Origin of the sequence: Mesorhizobium sp. ANAO-SY3R2 (genome assembly GCF_042466635.1) — a bacterium.
In the GTDB taxonomy this organism is placed as follows: Bacteria; Pseudomonadota; Alphaproteobacteria; order Rhizobiales; family Rhizobiaceae; genus Aminobacter.
On the sequence record NZ_CP159955.1, the window covers coordinates 3,650,139 to 3,670,591 of the forward strand.

At 65.8% G+C, this 20,453-nt stretch carries 25 protein-coding genes; 18 read left to right on the plus strand and 7 right to left on the minus strand.

Translation table 11 applies throughout. The features are described from left to right. The first annotated feature begins 6 nt into the window (after positions 1-6). From ABSY17_RS22470 to ABSY17_RS22510, 9 genes are read left to right on the plus strand one after another with little or no spacing between them, the layout of a single operon-like run. A complete protein-coding gene (locus tag ABSY17_RS22470; RefSeq protein ID WP_378944778.1) occupies positions 7-309 on the plus strand; it encodes an STAS domain-containing protein in 303 nt (100 codons plus the stop codon). Then, on the plus strand, positions 306-671 hold the full coding sequence (locus ABSY17_RS22475; protein WP_378944781.1) for a response regulator: 366 nt from the start codon (positions 306-308) through the stop codon (positions 669-671). The genes ABSY17_RS22470 and ABSY17_RS22475 overlap by 4 nt, the downstream gene beginning before the upstream one ends. A gap of 31 nt (positions 672-702) precedes the next feature. After that, a complete protein-coding gene (locus ABSY17_RS22480) occupies positions 703-2,853 on the plus strand; it encodes a chemotaxis protein CheA (RefSeq protein ID WP_378952917.1) in 2,151 nt (716 codons plus the stop codon). Between the two features lie 4 nt (positions 2,854-2,857). Next, positions 2,858-3,322, plus strand: coding sequence for a chemotaxis protein CheW (locus ABSY17_RS22485; RefSeq protein ID WP_378944784.1), 465 nt, complete (start codon positions 2,858-2,860; stop codon positions 3,320-3,322). Further along, positions 3,319-4,218 (plus strand): protein-glutamate O-methyltransferase, encoded by a 900-nt coding sequence (locus ABSY17_RS22490; RefSeq protein ID WP_378945753.1) that lies wholly within the window; start codon positions 3,319-3,321, stop codon positions 4,216-4,218. Before ABSY17_RS22485 ends, ABSY17_RS22490 begins: the two co-directional genes overlap by 4 nt. Beyond that, on the plus strand, positions 4,215-5,291 hold the full coding sequence (locus ABSY17_RS22495; RefSeq protein WP_378944789.1) for a chemotaxis response regulator protein-glutamate methylesterase: 1,077 nt from the start codon (positions 4,215-4,217) through the stop codon (positions 5,289-5,291). The genes ABSY17_RS22490 and ABSY17_RS22495 overlap by 4 nt, the downstream gene beginning before the upstream one ends. Further along, positions 5,269-5,658: a response regulator gene (locus tag ABSY17_RS22500; RefSeq protein WP_378944792.1), complete on the plus strand. Its 390-nt coding sequence runs from the start codon at positions 5,269-5,271 to the stop codon at positions 5,656-5,658. The genes ABSY17_RS22495 and ABSY17_RS22500 overlap by 23 nt, the downstream gene beginning before the upstream one ends. 32 nt (positions 5,659-5,690) lie before the next feature. Continuing rightward, on the plus strand, positions 5,691-6,194 hold the full coding sequence (locus tag ABSY17_RS22505; RefSeq protein ID WP_378952920.1) for a chemotaxis protein CheD: 504 nt from the start codon (positions 5,691-5,693) through the stop codon (positions 6,192-6,194). Positions 6,195-6,214: 20 nt separating this feature from the next. After that, positions 6,215-6,628 carry a hypothetical protein gene (locus ABSY17_RS22510; RefSeq protein WP_378945756.1) on the plus strand — a complete coding sequence of 138 codons (414 nt, stop codon included), beginning with the start codon at positions 6,215-6,217 and terminating at the stop codon, positions 6,626-6,628. A gap of 25 nt (positions 6,629-6,653) precedes the next feature. On the opposite strand, the gene ABSY17_RS22515 is transcribed toward ABSY17_RS22510, so the two are convergent. Further along, a complete protein-coding gene (locus ABSY17_RS22515) occupies positions 6,654-7,247 on the minus strand; it encodes a TetR/AcrR family transcriptional regulator (protein ID WP_378945758.1) in 594 nt (197 codons plus the stop codon). Between the two features lie 154 nt (positions 7,248-7,401). Here ABSY17_RS22515 and ABSY17_RS22520 point away from each other — a divergent pair, with 154 nt between their 5' ends. The 3 genes from ABSY17_RS22520 to ABSY17_RS22530 all read left to right on the plus strand — a co-directional run bounded on the left by ABSY17_RS22520 (position 7,402) and on the right by ABSY17_RS22530 (position 9,316). Continuing rightward, the gene (locus ABSY17_RS22520; protein ID WP_378945761.1) at positions 7,402-8,157 is read left to right on the plus strand and encodes an MBL fold metallo-hydrolase; all 756 of its coding nucleotides are present in this window, start codon (positions 7,402-7,404) and stop codon (positions 8,155-8,157) included. A gap of 76 nt (positions 8,158-8,233) precedes the next feature. After that, entirely contained in the window at positions 8,234-8,821 is a 588-nt protein-coding gene (locus ABSY17_RS22525) for an IMPACT family protein (RefSeq protein ID WP_378952962.1), read from the plus strand. Positions 8,822-8,914: 93 nt separating this feature from the next. Then, a complete protein-coding gene (locus ABSY17_RS22530) occupies positions 8,915-9,316 on the plus strand; it encodes a cupin domain-containing protein (RefSeq protein ID WP_378945764.1) in 402 nt (133 codons plus the stop codon). 37 nt (positions 9,317-9,353) lie between these two features. Here ABSY17_RS22530 and ABSY17_RS22535 read toward each other — a convergent pair whose 3' ends face one another. Next, positions 9,354-10,283, minus strand: coding sequence for a D-alanyl-D-alanine carboxypeptidase family protein (locus ABSY17_RS22535; protein WP_378945767.1), 930 nt, complete (start codon positions 10,281-10,283; stop codon positions 9,354-9,356). Between the two features lie 302 nt (positions 10,284-10,585). On the opposite strand from ABSY17_RS22535, the gene ABSY17_RS22540 reads away from it, so the two are divergent. Both ABSY17_RS22540 and ABSY17_RS22545 read left to right on the plus strand, forming a co-directional pair. Further along, on the plus strand, positions 10,586-11,671 hold the full coding sequence (locus ABSY17_RS22540) for a hypothetical protein (protein WP_378945770.1): 1,086 nt from the start codon (positions 10,586-10,588) through the stop codon (positions 11,669-11,671). 85 nt (positions 11,672-11,756) lie between these two features. Then, positions 11,757-12,365 carry a nucleoside triphosphate hydrolase gene (locus tag ABSY17_RS22545; protein WP_378945773.1) on the plus strand — a complete coding sequence of 203 codons (609 nt, stop codon included), beginning with the start codon at positions 11,757-11,759 and terminating at the stop codon, positions 12,363-12,365. 51 nt (positions 12,366-12,416) lie between these two features. Here the strand turns inward: ABSY17_RS22545 and ABSY17_RS22550 are convergent, their stop codons facing one another. The 3 genes from ABSY17_RS22550 to ABSY17_RS22560 form a co-directional block, all read right to left on the minus strand. Next, positions 12,417-13,121: a glutathione S-transferase family protein gene (locus tag ABSY17_RS22550; protein WP_378945775.1), complete on the minus strand. Its 705-nt coding sequence runs from the start codon at positions 13,119-13,121 to the stop codon at positions 12,417-12,419. A gap of 140 nt (positions 13,122-13,261) precedes the next feature. Continuing rightward, positions 13,262-14,473, minus strand: a complete 1,212-nt coding sequence (locus ABSY17_RS22555) for a beta-ketoacyl-[acyl-carrier-protein] synthase family protein (RefSeq protein ID WP_378945778.1) — start codon at positions 14,471-14,473, stop codon at positions 13,262-13,264. Position 14,474: 1 nt separating this feature from the next. Further along, a complete protein-coding gene (locus ABSY17_RS22560; RefSeq protein ID WP_378945781.1) occupies positions 14,475-14,729 on the minus strand; it encodes an acyl carrier protein in 255 nt (84 codons plus the stop codon). Positions 14,730-15,293: 564 nt separating this feature from the next. Here ABSY17_RS22560 and ABSY17_RS22565 point away from each other — a divergent pair. After that, positions 15,294-15,836, plus strand: a complete 543-nt coding sequence (locus ABSY17_RS22565; RefSeq protein WP_378945784.1) for a peroxiredoxin — start codon at positions 15,294-15,296, stop codon at positions 15,834-15,836. Between the two features lie 185 nt (positions 15,837-16,021). After that, complete coding sequence (locus tag ABSY17_RS22570) at positions 16,022-16,780, plus strand: class II aldolase and adducin N-terminal domain-containing protein (protein ID WP_378945787.1); 759 nt, start codon at positions 16,022-16,024, stop codon at positions 16,778-16,780. Positions 16,781-16,789: 9 nt separating this feature from the next. Here the strand turns inward: ABSY17_RS22570 and ABSY17_RS22575 are convergent, their stop codons facing one another. Beyond that, the gene (locus ABSY17_RS22575) at positions 16,790-17,425 is read right to left on the minus strand and encodes an HAD family hydrolase (RefSeq protein WP_378945790.1); all 636 of its coding nucleotides are present in this window, start codon (positions 17,423-17,425) and stop codon (positions 16,790-16,792) included. Between the two features lie 98 nt (positions 17,426-17,523). Beyond that, positions 17,524-17,703, minus strand: a complete 180-nt coding sequence (locus ABSY17_RS22580; protein WP_378945793.1) for a hypothetical protein — start codon at positions 17,701-17,703, stop codon at positions 17,524-17,526. Positions 17,704-17,887: 184 nt separating this feature from the next. Between ABSY17_RS22580 and ABSY17_RS22585 the strand changes: the two genes are divergently transcribed. Together ABSY17_RS22585 and ABSY17_RS22590 are read left to right on the plus strand one after the other, a co-directional pair. Then, positions 17,888-18,781 carry a LysR substrate-binding domain-containing protein gene (locus tag ABSY17_RS22585; RefSeq protein WP_378945796.1) on the plus strand — a complete coding sequence of 298 codons (894 nt, stop codon included), beginning with the start codon at positions 17,888-17,890 and terminating at the stop codon, positions 18,779-18,781. A gap of 185 nt (positions 18,782-18,966) precedes the next feature. Then, positions 18,967-20,370, plus strand: coding sequence for an MATE family efflux transporter (locus ABSY17_RS22590; protein WP_378945799.1), 1,404 nt, complete (start codon positions 18,967-18,969; stop codon positions 20,368-20,370). Positions 20,371-20,453 lie beyond the last annotated feature (83 nt).

Sequence of the window (20,453 nt, forward strand, 5' to 3'; positions counted from 1 at the left end):
GCAGCCATGACACCCCAGTCCGATCCATCGCAACGGATATTCGAACTGCCCGCGGTTCTCGACTTCAGGGCGGCGACGCCCCTGGCCGAAGCCTTGCTCGCCTTGCGCGGAACCGCGCTGACCATCGATGCCTCGCGCGTGGAGCGGATCGGCGGCCAATGCCTGCAGGTTCTGCTGTCGGCGCAAAAAACCTGGAGCGCGGATGATGCCGCGCTCTCCTTTACCAACCTGACGCCGGCCCTGGTCGAGGGCTTGCGGCTGATGGGCATTGCCGAAGCCGACCTCGCAAGGGAGGAGATGGCCCAATGAGCACGACCATTTTGACCGTCGACGATTCACGGACCATGCGCGAGATGCTCAAGATGGCACTGAGCCAGGCCGGTTACCGGGTGGTCCAGGCCGAGGACGGGGTGCACGGGCTCGAAGTGCTGAGGCAAGAGACCCCGCAGGTCATCGTCACCGACATCAACATGCCCCGGATGGACGGCTTCGGCTTCATCGAGCAGGTGCGTGCCGACGACGCCTATCGCGGCATTCCGATCCTGGTGCTGACGACCGAGAGCGATGCGGTCAAGAAGGACCGGGCCAGGCGGGCCGGAGCGACGGGCTGGATCGTCAAGCCCTTCGACCCGACCAAGCTGATCGACGCGATCCGCCGCGTGGCGGCGTGAACTGATTAAGGGGAACAGACCCGTGGACGCAATGGCAACGGTCAAGCAGACTTTCTTCCAGGAATGCGAGGAGCAACTCGCAGAACTGGAAGCGGGCCTCCTCGCAATCGAACGCGGGGAAGCCGAACCCGACACCGTCAACGCGGTGTTCCGCGCGGTGCATTCGATCAAGGGCGGCGCCGGCGCCTTCAGCCTCGACGATCTGGTGCGCTTCGCCCATGTCTTTGAAACCACCCTCGACCATCTGCGCACCGGAACGCTGGCGCCGTCGGCCGACGTGCTGATGGTCATGCTGCGCGCCGCCGACCTTCTGGCCGATCTGGTGGCGGCCGCCCGCGACGGCATCGCCGTCGATGGCGAGCGCAGCGACGTTCTGGTCAACGAGCTGAACGCGCTGAACCCCGAAGGGGCGGAAATAGCCGATGACGCCGAAGACGACATGAGCGACTTCGAGTTCACCCCGATCGCCGTCTCGTTCGACTTTCTCGAGGACGCGGACGCCGGCCCGGCTCAGCGCGTCTTTGTCATCTCCTTCAAGCCCAGGGCCGAACTCTATGCCAAGGGCAACGAGACAGCACTGGTGCTGCGCGAACTCGAGCGCCTCGGCCAGGTCGAGGTCAGCTGCGATACAAGCGAGCTGCCGCTTTTGGGCGAGCTCGATCCTGATGGCGCCCATCTCGCCTGGACGATCAGGCTGACGACCGACAAGGACAAGGACGCAGTGCGCGAGGTCTTCGAGTTCGTCGAATGGGATTGCGCCCTGGAGATCGAAGCCGAGGATGCAGCAGCTTCCGACGACGATGTCCTTGCCCTGATCCGGGCGATCCAGGCCGACGACGAGGCGGCCGCCTTTGCCGCCCCCGAAGCGGTCGCGCCCCCCTCCCCCGCGGACGCCGAGATCCAGGCGGACACGGCGGCGGCGTCGCCCAAGGCGGGGGCACAGCGCGGCGAGGCGGCGGCGAGCGCAGGTGCGGCCCCCCAGACGATCCGCGCCGACCTCGAGCGGGTCGACCGGCTGATCGATCTCGTCGGCGAGCTGGTCATCAACCAGGCGATGCTGTCGCAGCGCGTGCAGGAGGCGGGCCATGTGCCGGGCTCGGCGGTGGCCATCGGCCTCGACGAGCTCGAGCATCTGACCCGCGAAATCCAGGAATGCGTCATGGCGATCCGCGCCCAGGCGGTGAAGTCGGTGTTCCAGCGCATGCCGCGCCTGGTGCGCGAAGTCGCCGGCATGACCGGCAAGCAGGTGCGCCTGATCACCGATGGCGAGGGCACCGAGGTCGACAAGACGGTGATCGACCGGCTGACCGATCCTTTGACCCACATGATCCGCAATGCGATCGACCACGGGCTGGAAAAGCCGGAGGTCCGCGTGGCCAACGGCAAGCCGGCCGAAGGCGTGGTGCGCCTGTCGGCGATGCACCGTTCGGGCCGCATCGTCATCGAGGTCGCCGACGATGGTGCTGGCATCAACCGGGCGCGCGTCAAGGCGATCGCCGCCGAAAAGGGGCTGATTGCGGCGGATGCGGCACTGTCCGACGAGGAGATCGACAATCTGATCTTCCTGCCGGGCTTCTCCACCGCCTCGGAAGTCTCCAACATCTCCGGCCGCGGCGTCGGCATGGACGTCGTCAAGCGCTCGATCCAGGGCCTGGGCGGCCGGCTGTCGATCACCTCGCGGCCGGGCAAGGGCTCGACCTTCACCATGAGCCTGCCGCTGACGCTTGCGGTGCTCGACGGCATGGTGGTGACGGTTGCCGAGCAGACGCTGGTGGTGCCGCTGACGGCGATCATCGAGACGCTGCAGCCCAAGGCGGCCGACGTGCACGGCCTTGGCGGCTCCGCCCGCGTCATCGCCATCCGCGACGCGTTTACCCCGCTGATCGACATCGGCCGCGAGCTCGGCTTCCGCGGCCAGCCGACCGATCCGATGGCCGCCGTCGCCATCCTGGTGGAGACCGAGGGCGGCCGGCGCTCGGCCCTGCTCGTCGATACGATCCTGGGCCAGCGCCAGATCGTCATCAAGAGCCTGGAATCGAATTACCGCCACGTGCCCGGCATCGCCGCCGCCACGATCCTCGGCGACGGCCGCGTCGCCCTGATCCTCGACGTCGATGCGGTGATCGCCAACTCGCAATTAGATGCAACCAATCTTGAACCCGTTCTTGCAGCAGCAGGGTAAGACCATGACCGAGACCTTGAGACACGACAACTCCACCCGCGAGCTCATCGCGTTCCGCGTCGGCGAGCAGGAATTCTGCGTCGACATCATGTCGGTGCGCGAGATCCGCGGCTGGACGCCGGCGACCGTGCTGCCGAAGTCGCCGCCCTTCGTGCGCGGCGTCATCAATTTGCGCGGCGCCATCTTGCCGATCGTCGATCTCGCCGCCCGCCTCGGCTTCACCCCGCCGGAGCCGACCGTGCGCCATGTCATCATGGTGGCCCAGGTCGGCCCCCAGGTGGTCGGGCTTCTGGTCGACGCGGTCTCCGACATCCTGTCGGTGACCGACGACGCGATCCAGCCGACCCCCGATGTCGCCTCCGACGTCGCCAAGACCTTCGTGCGCGGCGTTCTCGCCATCGAGGGCCGCATGATCAGCCTGATCGCGCTCGACGCCGTCCTGCCCACGCTCGAGCCGATCGCAGCATGAGCGAGCTGCCGAACAGCGGAGCGGGGCGAGGCCAGCGCCAGAGCCTGGTGGCGGGCGAGTTCGTGCTCACCGGCGATGATCTGCGCCAGATCGCGGCGATCATCCATGCCGATGCCGGCATCCACCTGACCGAGGCGAAGGCAGCACTGGTCTATTCCAGGCTGTCCAAGCGCCTGCGCGCGCTCGGGCTCGAGAGCTTCCGCGACTACTGCGCCCTCATCGCCTCGCGCGAGGGGCTCGACGAACGCCAGAAGATGCTGGCCGCACTGACCACCAACGTCACCAACTTCTTCCGCGAACAGCATCACTTCGACCATCTGGCCAAGCAGGTGCTGCCGCCGCTGCTCGACGAGGCGCGCCGCGGCGGCCGCATCCGGATCTGGTCGGCGGCCTGCTCCAACGGTGCTGAGCCCTATTCGATCGCACTCACCATCCTGTCGTTGATGCCGGACGCTGCCAACTACGACATCAAGGTGCTGGCCACCGACATCGATCCCAACATGATCGCCTTCGGCCGCGAGGGCGTCTATTCCGGCACCGCCCTGCACCCGGTGCCGCCGGAACTCAGGCGGCGCTGGTTCACGCCGCTGCGTTCGGACGACAACTCCAGCTTCGGCGCCGGCAACGAGCTGCGCGAGATCGTCGCCTTCCGCGAGCTCAACCTGATCGGCGCCTGGCCGATGAAGGGCCGCTTCCAGGCGATCTTCTGCCGCAACGTCGTCATCTACTTCGACGAGCCGACCCAGGCGCGCATCTGGAGCCGTTTCGTGCCGCTGCTGACGTCGCAGGGCCACCTCTATATCGGCCATTCCGAACGGGTCTCGGGGCCGGCGACGGAGAGCTTCCAGCCCGAGGGCATCACCACCTACAAGCTGCGCGCGGGGGCTGCATCATGAAGCAGGTCCGTGTCCTGATCGTCGACGATTCGGCAACCATGCGCTCGCTGCTGTCGGCGGTGCTGCGGCTTGATCCGGCCATCGAGGTCGTCGGCCATGCCGCCGACCCGCTCGAGGCGCGCGAGAAGATCAAGGTGCTCGACCCCGACGTCATCACCCTTGACGTCGAGATGCCCAACATGAACGGCCTCGACTTCCTCGAAAAGATCATGCGGCTGAGGCCGATGCCTGTGATCATGGTGTCGAGCCTGACCAACCGGGATGCCGCAGCCACCATCACAGCCCTCGAGATCGGCGCCTTCGACTGCATCTCCAAGGCCTCGTTCGCCGACGAGGGGGCCTACGCCGCCTTGCAGGCGACGGTGAAGGCCGCCGCCCGCGCCCAGATCCGGCCGCTCGCCGGCACCGCGCACCAGGCGAGCGGGCATCGCGAGCAGCCGGCGGCCAATGCCGACTATGTCGCCAATGGCTCCATCCTTGCGATCGGCTCGTCGACCGGCGGCGTCGAGGCGCTGATCAAGGTGCTGGCGCAGCTGCCCGAGAACTGTCCGCCGACCGTGATCACCCAGCACATGCCGGGCGCCTTCACCAAGAGCTTCGCCGAGCGCCTCAACCGGATGAGCCGGCCGCGGGTCAGCGAGGCCGTCGACGGCGCGCCGCTGGCCACCGGGCAGATCTACCTCGCCCCCGGCGGCGCCACCCATCTCGAGATCGCGGGGCCGGGCCAGCTGCGCTGCCGGCTGCGCCCCACCGATCCGGTCAACGGCCACCGCCCTTCCGTCGACGTGCTGTTTGCCTCGGTCGCCAAGGCCGTCGGCTCCAGGGCCGTCGGCGTCATCCTGACCGGCATGGGCCGCGATGGCGCGGCAGGACTTTTGCAAATGCGGCAGGCGGGTGCCCGCACGCTTGGGCAGGACGAGGCCACCAGCCTCGTCTATGGCATGCCCAAGGCTGCCTTCGAGACGGGTGCGGTCGAACGCCAGCTGCCGCTGGACAAGATCGCCGCCCATATCGTTGCCCTCACCCGCTCAAATTCCAATGGAGTAAAAAATGGCCTTCCTCGAACACTTTAAGGTCCTCGTCGTCGACGACACCACGACCAGCCGCATGCTGATCACCGACGCGCTGCAGGAGATGGGCATCCGCAAGCTGGCCATCGCCAAGGACGGCGAGCAGGCGCTGCGCATGATGATGGACCAGCCCGCGCATCTGGTCATCTCCGACTTCAACATGCCCAAGCTCGACGGGCTGCAGCTGCTCAAGGCCATCCGCTCCTATGGCCCGACCCGCACGACGCCGTTCATCCTGTTGACCGGCAAGGGCGACCGCGAGCTGTTGCAGCGCGCCATCTCGCTCGGCGTCAACAACTTCATCACCAAGCCGTTCGCCCCAGCCCAGCTGAAGAAGGCCATCGAGGCGATCGTCGGGGTCCTTAAGTGACGCAGGCCCCGCCCAGCCAGCGCATCACCGTCATGCGCGGCGAATATCACGTCGTCCATGAGGGCGACGTCGTGCTGACAACCATTTTGGGCTCCTGCGTCGCCGCCTGCATCCGCGACCCCTATGCCCAGACCGGCGGCATGAACCACTTCCTGCTGCCGGGCGCCAACGGCCCCTCCTCGCTCGATGCGCAGAGCTATGGCGTCCATCTGATGGAGCTGCTCGTCAACGGGCTTTTGCAGCGCGGCGCCCATCGCCACCGGCTCGAGGCCAAGCTGTTCGGCGGCGCGCGCACCATCGACGGGCTGTCCGACATCGGCGCGATGAACGGCGCCTTCGCCGAGACCTTCCTGCGCAACGAGGGCATCACCATCGTCGGCGGCGATCTCGGCGGCGACCGCGGCCGCCGCGTCGAATACTGGCCGCTGAGCGGCCGCGCCCGCCAGTTCCTGCTCTCCGGTGACAAGGCCCTTGCCGCCCCGCCGCCGCCCAAGCTGCCACCGGTGCCGGCAGGCGGTTCCGTCGAATTCTTCTGATCCCCAAAGGGCGCCCCACCATGCAGCCGCAGGCCAGCCAACATCTGAACCTCACCCCGCTCGCCGCCCTGCTCGGGCGCGTCGGCGCCGAACTCACAGACCTCGCCGCAGCCGTCGAGCAACTGCATCCCCTCGTCAGCGCCCACGCCCAGCAGGCCGCCCCAGCCACACCGACCGCCGGCGCGCCCGCCCCGAAGAACCTCACCCCGGACGACATCCAGGCGCTGCAGGGCATCGACCACATCGAACAGAAACTGCGCGCCCTTGCCGGCTTCCTCGCCGACCTCGCCCACGCCGCGACCCCCGACTGGCAGCTCGACGCCCAACCAGCCCTTGCCGCCATCACCCTCTCCGACCTCGCCTCCCGCCTCGCCGGCAACACAACTCTGACACCAGCGCAAGACGCCGCGGCAGGCGACTGCGAGTTGTTTTAGGACCTGCTCCGAGCCTCTCCCCCGACTATGGCATTGCGGTTCGCGCCCAGCTGGCGCTGCCTATGGCTCCGATCATTGCTTCCACGGCGGCAGCCGAGGTCAGGCCGCTTTCGCGCACCAGCGTCCGCCAGGTGAAGAAGCTCAGCGCCAGTAGCAAGACCGCACGCTGGCTTTCGCTCAAGGTCGCGCCGAGCACATCGCGACAGGCCGCCATGGGCTGGCCGTAGCGCATCTCGACGACCTCCCTGGTGAGCGCATGGTGCTCGGCGTCGCGCAGCACGCAAGCCGCAAGGTCCGCGTTGCGCTCGTACCAGCCATAGAGCGCCGCAAGGCCGGTACGCAGGCGCTCGTCGCGATCCGCGATCGCGCGCCACGCATCGGCGTCCGGCAGCGGATCGCGCTCGATGTGCAGCCCTGAGCAGGCAAGGCTCAGGCTGCGCTCGTCGGGGAAATGGGCATAGAGCGTGTGGCGCTGAACGCCGGCGCGCTCCGCCACCATGGTGAAGGTCGTCTGCGCCGGGCCGATGCTGCCATGCAGCTCGATCGCGGCCTCGACGATGCGGAGCCGGGTTTCTGCCTGCTGCTCGGCGCGGCGCTTGAGGGTGTAGGTTCGGGTCATCTGAATTTGACTACACAATGATGTACACCCATTATTGACATTCGCGCCAAATTTCAATACACAAATGCGTACCATGAAATAACGACTGCCGTCCATCGTCCGCCGCGGCCAGCGGCGACCGAGCCCTCACCCCCACGAGCGCAAGGAGAAGTCCATGGAAACGAAGATCAGCGAAATCGCCGACGGCATCTACCGGCTCTCGACCTATGTGCCCGACATAGCACCTCCCGCCGGCTTCACCTTCAACCAGTTTCTCGTCCTCGGCGACGAGCCGCTGATGTTCCACACCGGCCTGAGGAAGATGTTTGCGCTCAACCACGAGGCGCTCGGCCGCATCATTGCGCCCGAGCGCCTGCGCTGGATCGCCTTCGGCCATTTCGAGGCCGACGAATGCGGGGCGATGAACGAATGGCTGGCGGCCGCGCCACAGGCAACGCCCGCGCATGGCCAGACCGGCTGCATGGTCTCGCTCAACGACTTCGCCGACCGCGCGCCGCGCCCACTGAACGACGGCGAAGTGGTCGACCTCGGCGGCGGCAAGCGCGTCCGCTTCATCGACACCCCGCATACGCCGCATGGCTGGGATGCGGGGGTGCTCTATGAGGAACAGACCGGCACGCTGCTGTGCGGCGACCTGTTCACCCAACTCGGCAACGAGCGGGCGCTGACCGACGGCGATGTCGTCGGACCGGCGATCGCCGCGGAAGACCTGTTCAGATATTCGAGCCTCAATCCCACCATGGGCACGACGCTCCGCGGCCTTTCGGAGCTTGCACCGCGCACGCTGGCGCTGATGCATGGGCCATCCTTTACCGGCGACGGCGGTGCCGCGCTGCGCGCCCTGGCGGATGAATACGACCGCCGCGTGACCGGCCAGTTGCGCGAAGTGTTGCATAGTGCTGCGGCCTGAGCCGAAACTTGAGGGCGTCTGATCGAAGCGGGATTGCGGGCGGCAGCGCAGCAGGGTCATATGGCCGGCCATGCAGATGTTCACCCTCGCCCGCACCGAAACCTTCGCCCAGGAAGTCAAGCGCAGCCGTTTCCTCGCCATCGCCGGTCCGGTGGCGAGCCCGGAGGCCGCCAAGGAATTCGTCGCCACGCATTCCGACGCCAATGCCAACCACAATTGCTGGGCGTGGCGCATCGGCCAGGCCTATCGCTTCAGCGACGACGGCGAGCCCAGCGGCACGGCGGGCAAGCCGATCCTGCAGGCGCTCGACGGCCAGGCGTTCGACAATGTCACCATCGTCGTCACGCGCTGGTTCGGCGGGGTGCTGTTGGGCACGGGAGGCCTCGTCCGGGCCTATGGCGGCACGGCCGCCGCCTGCCTGCGTGCCGCCGAGAAGACCGAGTTGCTCGCCACGACCGAGGCCAGGCTCGGCTGCGGCTTTGCCGACCTCGCCATCGTCAAGGCGCGGCTTGCCGCCCTGCCCGGCGTGCGGATCGACAGCGAGAGCTTCAATGAGAGCGGCGCCGATCTGGTCGTGTCGCTGCCCGAGGCAGAGGCAGCAAACATCGCGCGGCTGGTCGCGGACCTCACCAGCGGCCGCACCGAGCTCGTTTTTCCAGACTGACCTCACTTGCAAGACCTCGGCGCGGGGTGACAGCGCCTGCCATTCGTGGGCAAACTGCTCAAGCTACCGGCCGCTGCCGGAAGGAGAAAAAAGATGGAAATCAAGCGTTGCGGATCGCGCCCCTCGGCGACGCCGTCGCCAGACTATTTCACCGGCGCCGTCCGCCAGGATCCGGTGATCGAGGCGCCGGCGCCAGCGCGCATCCGCGCCGTCACCGTGACCTTCGAACCGGGCGCGCGGACGGCATGGCATACCCACCCGCTCGGCCAGACGCTTGTCGTCACGTCCGGCTGCGGCTGGGCGCAGGTCTGGGGCGAGAAAGCACAGGAAATCCGGGCCGGCGACGTCGTGTGGTTCGCGCCCGAAGAGAAGCACTGGCATGGCGCCACCGCCACGACCGCCATGTCGCACATCGCCATCCAGGAAGCGCTCGACGGCCGCGCGGTGGACTGGCTCGAGCACGTCACGGACGCGCAGTACCTGGCAACGGCATAGCCGCCGGGGATTTGACGCCCGCGACGGCGACAGTTCGTCAGCGGACCTCGGCCATCGGCGTCGGCGCCTCGGCGGCGTCAGCCATCGGCTCAGGCTGCGCGGCCATCGCCATTGGCGCTGCCTGAGCGGCCGGCGCGCTCTGGAACAGGGACGATGCCATGCCGCCGCCCGATGCCTGCGGCAGATAGCGCGCGATCAGTTCCTCGACATGGTCGTTGCGCTTGCGCGCGGTGTCGCCACCCATCACCACCACGACCAGCTTGCGGCCATCGGCATTGACCGAGGTGACGATGTTGAAGCCGGACGCCCTGATATAGCCGGTCTTGATGCCGTCAACGCCGTTGACGCGGCCGAGCAAGTCGTTGTGGCCGCGAATGCGCTTGCCGCGGAAGCTGAAATCGGTGGCCGAGAAATAGTAGTAATGCTCAGGAAAATGCTTGCGCAGCGCCATGCCGAGCACGGCCATGTCGCGCGCGGTGGTGCGCTGCTCGGCATCGGGCAAGCCCGAAGCGTTGCGGAAGACCGTCGACGTCATGCCGAGCTGGCGCGCCTTGGCCGTCATCATCCGGGCAAAGCCGTCCTCGGAGCCGCCGAGATATTCGCCCACCGCCGCAGCGACGTCATTGGCCGACTTGGTGGCCAGAGCCCGGATGGCTGTTTCGGCCTCGATCTGCTCGCCGCGCCTGAAGCCAAGCTTGGATGGGGGCTGCGAAGCGGCATGCGCCGAAACCGGGATCGGCGTCGCCTGTGTCACGCGGCCCTGCTGCATGGCCTCGAACAGCATATACAGCGTCATCATCTTGGTCAGTGACGCGGGATAGCGCGGCGCCGTCGCATAGGCCTGGTAGAGCGTCCGCCCGTTGCTCGCATCGACAACGATCGCGGCATATTTGTCCGACGCCGGAGCCGGGGCCTGGACCGTGTTCAGCGCCTCGGTCGTGGTGCAGCCGGCAAGGACGACCGCCATGAGCACAGCGACCAGGCCACGAAACAGCCCGGCGCGCCGGAACCGGCCAAAAGGCAGCGACGATGAAAAGACTTGGGCAAACAAAGGAAAACCTGTCGTTGGTCGCCAAATATCTGGCTGAATCACCTGCCGGTCGATAGCAGCAGCCGAAGAGCTACAAAAGGCGCGCTACGTCGTCCATTTGCCGCAGCACAACTTGCACATCTAACGCCGGCAGTGTTGAACAATGGTTACACTATCGAAATTGCGCCTCGGGCATGGACTGGTTCTCCCTCGCCCAAAACCAAGCGGGTGATGTGGCAATGGCCGAACACAGCCTCCGGGCGGAGGGAATTTCCGCAACGCTTGACCTCGCGGTCGGGCACATCGCCGACCTGACCATCGCGCTCGATGGCCGGACATTGCAGCCGCTGCACCGCGCACCCTGGATCGACACGCCGGATCTGCCGGCCGGACTGCCGGCAGGCCAAGCGCGGCTGTCGGGCGATTTCCTCTGCGCGCCGTTTTCGAGCAGCGACGTCGAGGAAGCGCCGCTTCACGGCTGGCCGGCCAACAGCGCCTGGGAGCTTTTGTCGGACGAGCCGTTTGACGGCGGCCGGCGCGCGAGCTTCCGACTGCAGCGCAAGGTCATGGGTGCCACGGTTAAAAAGACGCTTGTCCTGCGCGACGGCCACCCGTTCCTCTACCAGGAGCATTCATTCACAGGCGGGGCGGGCGCGATCTCGGCGGCGCATCACCCCATCACCGAAATGCGCGACGGCGGCCGACTGGCATTCTCGCCGAAGCGCCTTGCCGCAACGCCTGATGGCGCGCCCGAGCCCGATCCGGTACGCGGCGAAAGCCTGCTGGCCTATCCGGCGCGGTCGACAGATCTCACCCGGTTCCCGACCGCCAACGGCAGAACAATCGACCTGACCTGCTACAGCGCCTCTCTGCGGCACGAGGATTTCGTCACGCTCGTCGAAGCTTTCCACGGCGGCATGGGTTGGACCGCTGTCGCGCGGGCCGCCGAACAGGACGTCGTGCTGGTGCTCAAGAACCCCAGCGAGTTTCCGGTCACCATGCTGTGGATCAGCAACGGCGGCCGCTACTACGCGCCGTGGAACGGTCGTAGCGGCGTGCTCGGCATCGAGGACGGTCGCACAGTGCTCGGCCATGCCGCCTCGCTCGGCGACAACTGGCTGAAGCGCGAAGGCGTCGAGACAACTTTTCCACTGGGCGGCACGGTGACCTTCCGCCAGATCATCGGAGCGCTGCCCTCGGAAAGCGGCGAGGCGCCGAGCCTGGTCGCCGGCGCCGAGGGCAAGCTCCGGCTGTCGTTTGCCGATGGCACCAGCCGCATGGTTCCCTTCGATGACGGGTTCCTGCGAATCGGAACATCGACTTGACCTGACGCTGCGGCCGCCTCAATTTTGACCGATGATGCGGCAGGATGCTTACGCGTAGTCGACCTTCATGGATCGGGAGGGGCCCATGTCAGAGATAGCCCATGTCGCCGCCACGCTGTTCAAGCGCGCTCACCATGCGCATCGCTTCCTTGTCGCCATTGCCGGGCCGCCCGGCGCCGGCAAGTCCACGCTTGCTGCGGAACTGCACGACATCCTGCCCGAAGGCGCGTCCGCCGTGGTATCGATGGACGGCTTCCACTTCGACAATGCGGTGCTTGAGCAGCGCGGCCTGAGCGCTCGCAAGGGCGCGCCCGAAACCTTCGACTTCGCCGGCTTCGAGGCGCTGCTGAAACGGATCCGCGCCGGGGAACCCGATGTCGCGATTCCCGTCTTCGACCGCAGCATCGAGCTGTCGCGGGCGGCGGCGGCCATTGTCGAAGCGGACGTGAAGTTCATCCTGGTCGAAGGCAACTACCTGCTGCTCGACGAAGATCCCTGGCGGCGGCTCGAACTGCTGTTCGACTTTACCATCTTCGTCGACGCCCCGCGCGAGGAACTCGAGCGGCGGCTGGTCGAGCGCTGGCGCGAGCATGGCCGCTCGGACGACGACGCCCGCAACTGGATCGACACCAACGACATGCCAAACATAGACCGCGTGCTGCATTCGCGGCGCAAGGCCGACCTGGTGATCTGACGTTCCAGTCAAAGCCGGAGCCGGCCTAAGGCTCCGGCATGAATGGGCCGCTCAGGGCCGCGGTGGGATGTTCAACCCCTTCTGCACCGCGGGCCGCGCAAGCCCACGCTCCAGCCATGCCGCGACATTGCCGAAGGTGTCGAAACCGACCAGGTCGCGCGCCTCGTAGAAGCCGATCAGGTTGCGCACCCAGCCGAGCAACGAGATGTCGGCGATGGTGTAGTCGTCGCCCATGATCCACTTGCGGCCGGCAAGCCGCTGGTCGAGCACGCCGAGCAGACGGCGCGACTCGTCGCGATAGCGCTCGAGCGGGCGCTTGTCGGCGATCTCGCGGCCGGCGAATTTGTGGAAGAAACCGAGCTGGCCGAACATCGGCCCGACCGAGGCCATCTGGAAGAACACCCACTGCACGGTCTCGTAGTAACGTGTCCTGTCGCTCGGGATCAGGCGCCCGGTCTTGTCGGCGAGATAGAGCAGGATCGCCCCGGATTCGAACAGCGCGATCGGCTTGCCGCCGGGACCGTTGGGGTCGATGATCGCCGGAATCTTGCCATTGGGGTTGAGCGCGAGGAATTCCGGCGTCCAACTCTCGTTCTTGCCGATGTTGATGGCATGGGCCTCATAGGGCAGGTCGAGTTCCTCGAGCGCGATCGACACCTTCACCCCGTTCGGCGTCGGGAACGAATAGAGCTGGATGCGGTCGGGGTACTGGGCCGGCCAGCGCGCAGCAACGGGAAACGGGGTGAGATCGCTCATCAGGCATTCCTTGGGATGAGGCCGCGCGGAAACGTCAGCCGAAAGCTAGGCACCCATGACTTAGGCATCGCCGCGCGGTGCATCAATATGCCAGCGCGATGTTGGGGATGGGTATGCTCGCCGGCTGAAAGGCGGCCCGGTCAGGCCGCCTTGACCGCCACCACGGCATTGGTGCCGCCGAAGGCAAAGCCGTTGCTGATCGCCACGCGGACCTCGCGCTTCTTCGCCACGTTGGGCGTGACGTCGAGGTCGCAGTCGGCATCGGCCTCGCGATAGTTCGCGGTCGGCGGAACCAGCCCCTCGCGCACCGCCATGACGCAGGCGATCATCTCCAGCGCGCCTGACGCCCCAAGGCAATGGGCATGCATCGACTTGGTCGAGGACACCGAAAGCTTGTAGGCATGGGCGCCGAACACACGCCGTATGGCCGCCGTCTCGATCTGGTCGTTGGCCTTGGTGCCGGTGCCATGGGCGTTGATGTAGTCGACCTCTTCCGGCGCAAGGCCCGCGTCGAGCAGGCATGCGCGCATCGCAGCCGTCGGCCCTTCAACAGTTGGCGCCACGATGTCGGAGGCGTCGCCGGACATGCCGGCGCCGGCCAGTTCGGCAAGAATCGTCGCGCCACGCGCAACTGCATGCTCATAGGTTTCAAGCACCGCCATACCGGCGCCCTCGCCGAGCACAAGGCCCTGGCGGTCGGCCGAAAACGGCCGGCAGGTGTCGGGTGCGAGCACGCGCAGCGCTTCCCACGCCTTGACGACACCCCAGACCAGCGGTGCGTCGGTGCCGCCGGCGACCATGACGTCGGCGCGGCCCGAGCGAAGCTGGTCCATGGCCGATGCAAATGCGTGATTAGACGACGAACAGGCCGAGGTGACGCCAAACACCGGGCCGCGCAAGCCGAGGCTCATGCTGACCTGGCCGGCTGCCGCACCGGGCATGACCTTGGGCACGGTGAAGATGCCGGCGCGGTTCTTGCCGTGCAGCAAAAGGGCGCGATAGTTCTCCTCGATCGCCTCCCAGCCGCAGACACCGACGCCCACCACCGTTCCCATCCGGTAGGTGTTGGTCTCGTCGGACACGAGGCCTGCCTGGCGCATCGCCTCGCGCGCCGCAATCACTGCGAGCAGGCTGAAGCGATCCATCGAGACGAGCTGCTTGCGGTCGATGCCGTGCTCGGGCAGTTCCCCGATCTCCGCCCCGTTGCGGGTCTTGAGATCGTGCAGCGGCGCGTGGACCAGCGTGCCGATGGCGGAGCGGCCATTGCGCATGGCATCCCAGATGGCGGGGGCATCGGAGCCGAGCGCGCACAGCCCGCCTATGCCGGTGATGACAATACGCTTGCGATTCATGTCAGACTTTTTGCGCAATCAGGCCGCGAACGGCTTCGACCATATCGCCGACATTCTTGAGATTGGCCCAGGCATCGACCGTGTTCATCTCGATCTCGATGCCGAATTCCTCTTCCAGGTCGAAGATGATTTCGGTGAGTTCCAGCGAATGGATGCCGAGCGCGGTCAGCTCCGTGTCGAGCGTGATCTCGTCGCCGCCTGTTTCGGCATGCGCCTTGATCTTGTTGATGATTTCCGTTGCCAGCTGATCAGCCATCGGTACCCTTCCCCAGAACTCTTGCATTTGTCGGGCACGTGTCGCGCGATTCTTCTGGCGGGCCGTGCTGCAGGCCCAAATGCACTGTCCGCCCCCGAAGTGAGCCAAAATGGCTTCCCTTCTATAGAAACCGAAATGCCGACAGGCAACAAGCTATATATCGACAAACATGCAGGCCGGTCCAGGCGGCGGGCACCCTCGCCACCGGTGCATCCCTGCCCACGTCTCGATCCCGACGGCGCAGCCGAGCCGTTTTCACCCCCATATTCGGCGGCAGGAACAGACGCTCGACGACCCTCAACGTGGCGATGCCGCTGATGGAGGTCGATCCCCAAAATGGGAGACGCCGGCGAACACCTGGCCTGCGAGGCGGCAACCTATTTGTCCATGCGCAGCGCTCTTTTCCGCTTCGACGCCGGGACCGTTCCCGCGACCTGATGCCACGGGGGGCCGCGCTGGACACCCCACGGCCAATGCCTATCTTGCCGTTGCTAGCTAAAAATTCTGCAGGACTTCCCGCGTCCAGGATCGCGGTCTCCTGTCATCTTGGAAATGGAGCAATACATGATTGGGAAGAAAGTTCCGTCCGTCACCTTCCGTACGCGCGTGCGCGACGAGGCCGTCGGCGGTCCCAACCCCTTCCGTTGGGAAGACAAGACCTCGGCCGACTTTTTCGACGGCAAGCGCGTGATCCTGTTCTCGCTGCCGGGCGCCTTCACGCCGACCTGCTCGACCTACCAACTGCCCGACTTCGAGAAGCTGCACGGCGAATTCCAGGCCCAGGGCATCGACGAAATCTACTGCATCTCGGTCAACGACGCCTTCGTCATGAACGCTTGGGGCAAGTCGCAGAACCTCGAGAACGTCAAGCTCATCCCCGATGGCTCGGGCGAGTTCACCCGCAAGATGGGCATGCTCGTCGCCAAGGAGAACCTCGGCTTCGGCATGCGCTCGTGGCGCTACGCCGCCGTCATCAACAACGGCCGCGTCGAGAAGTGGTTCGAGGAGGAAGGCTTCTCCGACAATTGCGACAGCGATCCCTACGGCGTCTCGTCGCCGCAGAACATTCTTGAAGCACTCAAGAACGACGTCGCCGAAGCCGCCTAAGGCATCCGCGTCGCGCTGATCGAAAACCCCGGCCGCACCCGCGCGCCGGGGTTTTTTCATGCGTGAAACAGGAAACCCGCGCTCGTGGAGGACGGCTCAGGCTGGACCAGCGGAAATCCGCCGGACCAGCGATTGCCGTACAGGCCCCGGCGCGGCATTCTCGGCCACCTGGAGGGAGAAACCCGATGAGCGTCACCCAACTCAAGCAGACCAACCTGCCCCACTATGAGGAGCGCGTCGACCTCGCCTGCGCCTTCCGCTGGACCGCACGGCTCAACATGCACGAGGCGGTGGCCAACCACTTCTCGCTCGCCGTCAACGACGACGGCTCGAAATTCCTGATGAACCCCAACCAGGTGCACTTCTCGCGCATCAAGGCGAGCGACCTTTTGCTGATCGACGCCAACGATCCCGATACGATGAACGGGCCGAACGCACCCGATCCGACCGCCTGGGGCCTGCACGGGGCGATCCACCGAAATTGCGCCCATGCGCGCTGCGTCATGCATGTGCATTCGATCCACGCCACCGTGCTCGCCTCGCTGGCCGACTCGACGCTGCCGCCGATCGACCAGAACACGGCGATCTTCTTTCGCCGCCATGTCGTCGACAGCCACTATGGCGGACTTGCCTTCGAGGAAGAGGGCGAGCGCTGCTCGCAACTGCTCCACGACCCCAAGGTCAAGGTGATGGTGATGGGCAATCACGGTGTGTTGGTCATCGGCGACAGCGTAGCCGACACTTTCAACCGGCTTTACTATTTCGAGCGCGCCGCCGAGACCTACATCAAGGCGCTATGGACAGGGCGGCCGCTGCGCACACTCTCCGACGAAATCGCCGAAAAGGCAGCACTCGAGCAGGAAGACTATCCCGGACAGGCCGAGCGGCACCTCGCCGAACTCAAGGCCATCCTCGACGAGCAGGAACCCGTCTACCGGAACTGAGGCTGAGCCTCAGTCGAACTTGAGAAACTCACGCACGTCGTCGGCACTGCGGGCCACAAGGGCGCCCGCGGGCCCTTCCAGGTCATCCTGCGGCCAGAAGATGGTCCGCATGCCCGCCGCAAGCCCGGCCATGGCGCCCGTGACGCTATCTTCCATCACCACCGTGTCTGCCGGGTCGATGCCGGTCAGATACGCCGCACGCAGATAGGGCTCGGGATCGGGCTTGCCGTTGCGCACGTCATTGCGGCTGATCGTCTTCATCGTCGGCTCGTGGATGCCGACGGCGCGCAGGTTGACGTCGACCACCATGCGGTCGGAGTTCGACACGATCGCCTGGACCACGCGGCGCGCCCTGAGACCATGAAAGATTTCCATGGCACCATCGCGCGGCAAAAGGCTCGGCGCGTGGCTCATGTAATAGTCGTATTTGAGGGTGATCCACTCGTCGAATTCGAGACCAAGCCCGAACTGGTCGCGCAGCACCTCGTAGACCGGCCTCGCTGCCTGGCCGACGACGCGGGAATGCAGATCCGCGGGCGGCTCGATGCCGGCATTGCGCAATGCCGCCACCAGCGACCTCTCGTGCAGCGGCTCGCTGTCGATCAGCGTGCCGTCCATATCCCAGTAGACTGCCTTCGGAGCCATCAAACCGACCTTTCCTCGCTGCCTCGGTCATAGGACCTTTGGCGGTGAAAATGAACCGGTCAGATGGTGGGCCACGGTGGCCATGCCGAGTTGAAAGCTCAGGGGCACCGGCCGTAGGGGCGTTTGCCGTCGAGAAAGCCCATGTCGCGCTTGAGGTGGTCGGGCAGGTCTCTGATATCGAGCACACGCTTGCGCGAGCGCAGACCGAATGCTGAAGCCAACCGGGACGCAAGCGAAACAGGTTCGCTGTGCGTGAAACTTGCCTGTGCAGCATTCATGATCGTCAACCTCCGTGAGCGCATCAGGCAAAGCATCGCTCGCGCAGCCGAATAGCCGCGCGCCGGTCTGATGCTTGAAACCTGCTGATGTGTTGACGTAGATACTGGCCTGAGAAACTAAGAAATTCCAATCGAACGTCGATCACGACCCATAAGGACACCTTATGCGCATGGCGCCCGCGAGATGAGCCTGCAACTGCCGCCGCTGACCGCGATGCGGGTATTCGAAGCTGCCGCCCGGCTCTCGAGCTTCACCAAGGCGGCTGCCGAACTCGGCATGACGCAGGCAGCCGTGAGCTACCAGATCAAGCTTCTGGAGGAGCGGGTCGGCGCGCCGCTTTTCCTCAGAAAGCCTCGGCAGGTCGTGCTGACCGAGACAGGCCTGCGGCTGGCACCCAAGGTGAGCGAGGCCTTCGGCCTGCTCCGCGACGCCTATGCCTCGGCGCGGGCCGGTTCGGACAGTGCGCTCTGCATTTCGACCATGCTGACTTTCGCGTCGAACTGGCTGGCGCGCCACATCGGATCGTTCCAGCTTCGCCATCCGGGCATCGCGGTGCGCCTTGACACGTCGAGCGACCTGGTCGATTTCGCCCGGCAGGACGTCGATGTCGCTATCCGCTCCGGCGAGGGCAAATGGCCGGGGCTGGTCAGCCACCTGCTGTTCCGCAACGAATACACGCCGATGCTGAACCCTCGGCTGGCCGACAGCATAGGCGGAATTCGCGAGCCGGCGGATCTGCTCAAGCTGCGTGTCCTCGACCCGACCGATCCATGGTGGCGGCGCTGGTTCGCTCTGGCGAATGTGCCCGCCGACAGCCTGGAAGGCCGGCCAGACACCAACATGGGCTCCCAGGCCTATGAGGCAAACGCAGCGATAGCAGGTCAGGGCGTGGCCATCCTCACCCGCGCATTCTTCACCACCGACCTCGCCGAAGGCCGGCTGATCCAGCCTTTCGACCTGATGGGCTATGACGGCCAAGGCTACTGGCTTGTCTATCCGGAATCGCGCCGCAACGCGCCTAACATCAGGGCCTTCCGCAACTGGATCCTGGCTGAACTGGGCTGCACGGAGGCCTGAACGGCATTGTCAGGAGTGCCGCCCGATGCGCTTCCTGGCTCAATGTTTGGCGTCCGTGTCGCCTTGCCAGTCCCGACGCTTTGCTGCAAAACCCTGCAACGGCGAGGCAAATCGACGGATTTTGCGGCCGAGTTCACCGATATCAGCGCCAATTCTAGCGATATCGGCACCGAAAGACGGAAAAAATGTCTGCGATCGAGACCGGCGCGCAATCACCGGCAAGCCCTTGGCGTCACGAAATTCGGGCGATGCTGGCGCTCGCCTGGCCGATGATCCTGACCAATCTGGCGCAGACGGCTATGACCGCCACCGACGTGATTTTCATCGGCCGGCTGGGCCCGGATGCGCTTGCCGCGGGGGCGCTTGGCTCGAACCTCTATTTCGCGCCGCTGATCTTCGGCCTTGGCTTCATGTATGCCACCTCGCCGATGATGGCCGCCGAACTCGGCCGCAAGGCCCATTCGGTGCGCGACGTCCGCCGCACGGTGCGCCAGGGCCTGTGGCTCGCCGCCATCGTCGCCGTCCCGATCTGGATCGTCTTGTGGAACGCCGAAGCGATCCTGCTCGCCATGGGCCAGGAGCCCAAGCTTTCCGAACAGGCCGGCATCTATGTGCGCCACCTGCAATGGGCGGTGCTGCCTTTCTACGGCTACATCGTGCTGCGCTCGTTCATCTCGGCGCTCGAGCGGCCTGGCTGGGCGCTGGCCATCATGGTCGTCGCCGTCGCGGCCAATGCGTTCGGCAACTGGCTGTTGGTCTTCGGCAAATGGGGTTTCCCTCAGATGGGCATTGCGGGCTCTGGCCTGGCCACCAGCGTCGCCAGCTGGATGATGTTTTTCGGCATGGCCGCAGTCGTGATGTTTGAGAAGAAGTTCCGCCGCTACCGTCTGTTCGGTCGCTTCTGGCGGCCCGACTGGCCGCGCTTCAAGACGCTGCTTTGGCTCGGCGCGCCGATCTCCGGCATCCTCGCCTTCGAAGTCACCATTTTCAACGCCGCAGCCTTCCTGATGGGACTGATCAACTCGGCCTCGCTTGCCGCGCACGCCATTGCCATCCAGATCTGCTCGGTCACCTTCATGATCCCGCTCGGGCTCGGCCAGGCCGCAACCGTACGCGTCGGCCTCGCCTATGGTGCGAAGGACCATGACGGTATCACCCGCGCCGGCTGGACGGCCTATGTGCTCGGCGTAACCTTCATGGCACTGATGGCGCTGGTGATGGTGTTCTGGCCGCGCCTGTTGATCAGTGCCTTCATCGACATCAGCGACCAGGCCAATGCCGAGGTCATCGGGCTTGCCGCCACATTCCTGCTTTTCGCCGCGCTGTTCCAGGTCGTCGACGGAGCGCAAGCGGTCTCGGCGGGCATGCTGCGCGGGCTTCAGGACACGACCATCCCGATGATCTATGCGGCAATCGGCTACTGGGGCATCGGCCTGCCGCTCGGCGCGGCTCTCGCCTTCCATTTCGGCTTCGAAGGCCGCGGCATCTGGCTTGGGCTGTTCTCCGGCCTCGCCACCGTCTCGATGCTGCTGCTGTGGCGCTGGCTCAGGCGCGAAAAGCTCGGCCTGATGGACCGTCCGGTGATCTGACGTTCGAGGAGCGGGCACGTCCCGCTCCTCCCATCTCTCCAACGGCGATGTCCCCGAACCTGACAACCAGGCCACGGCAACGG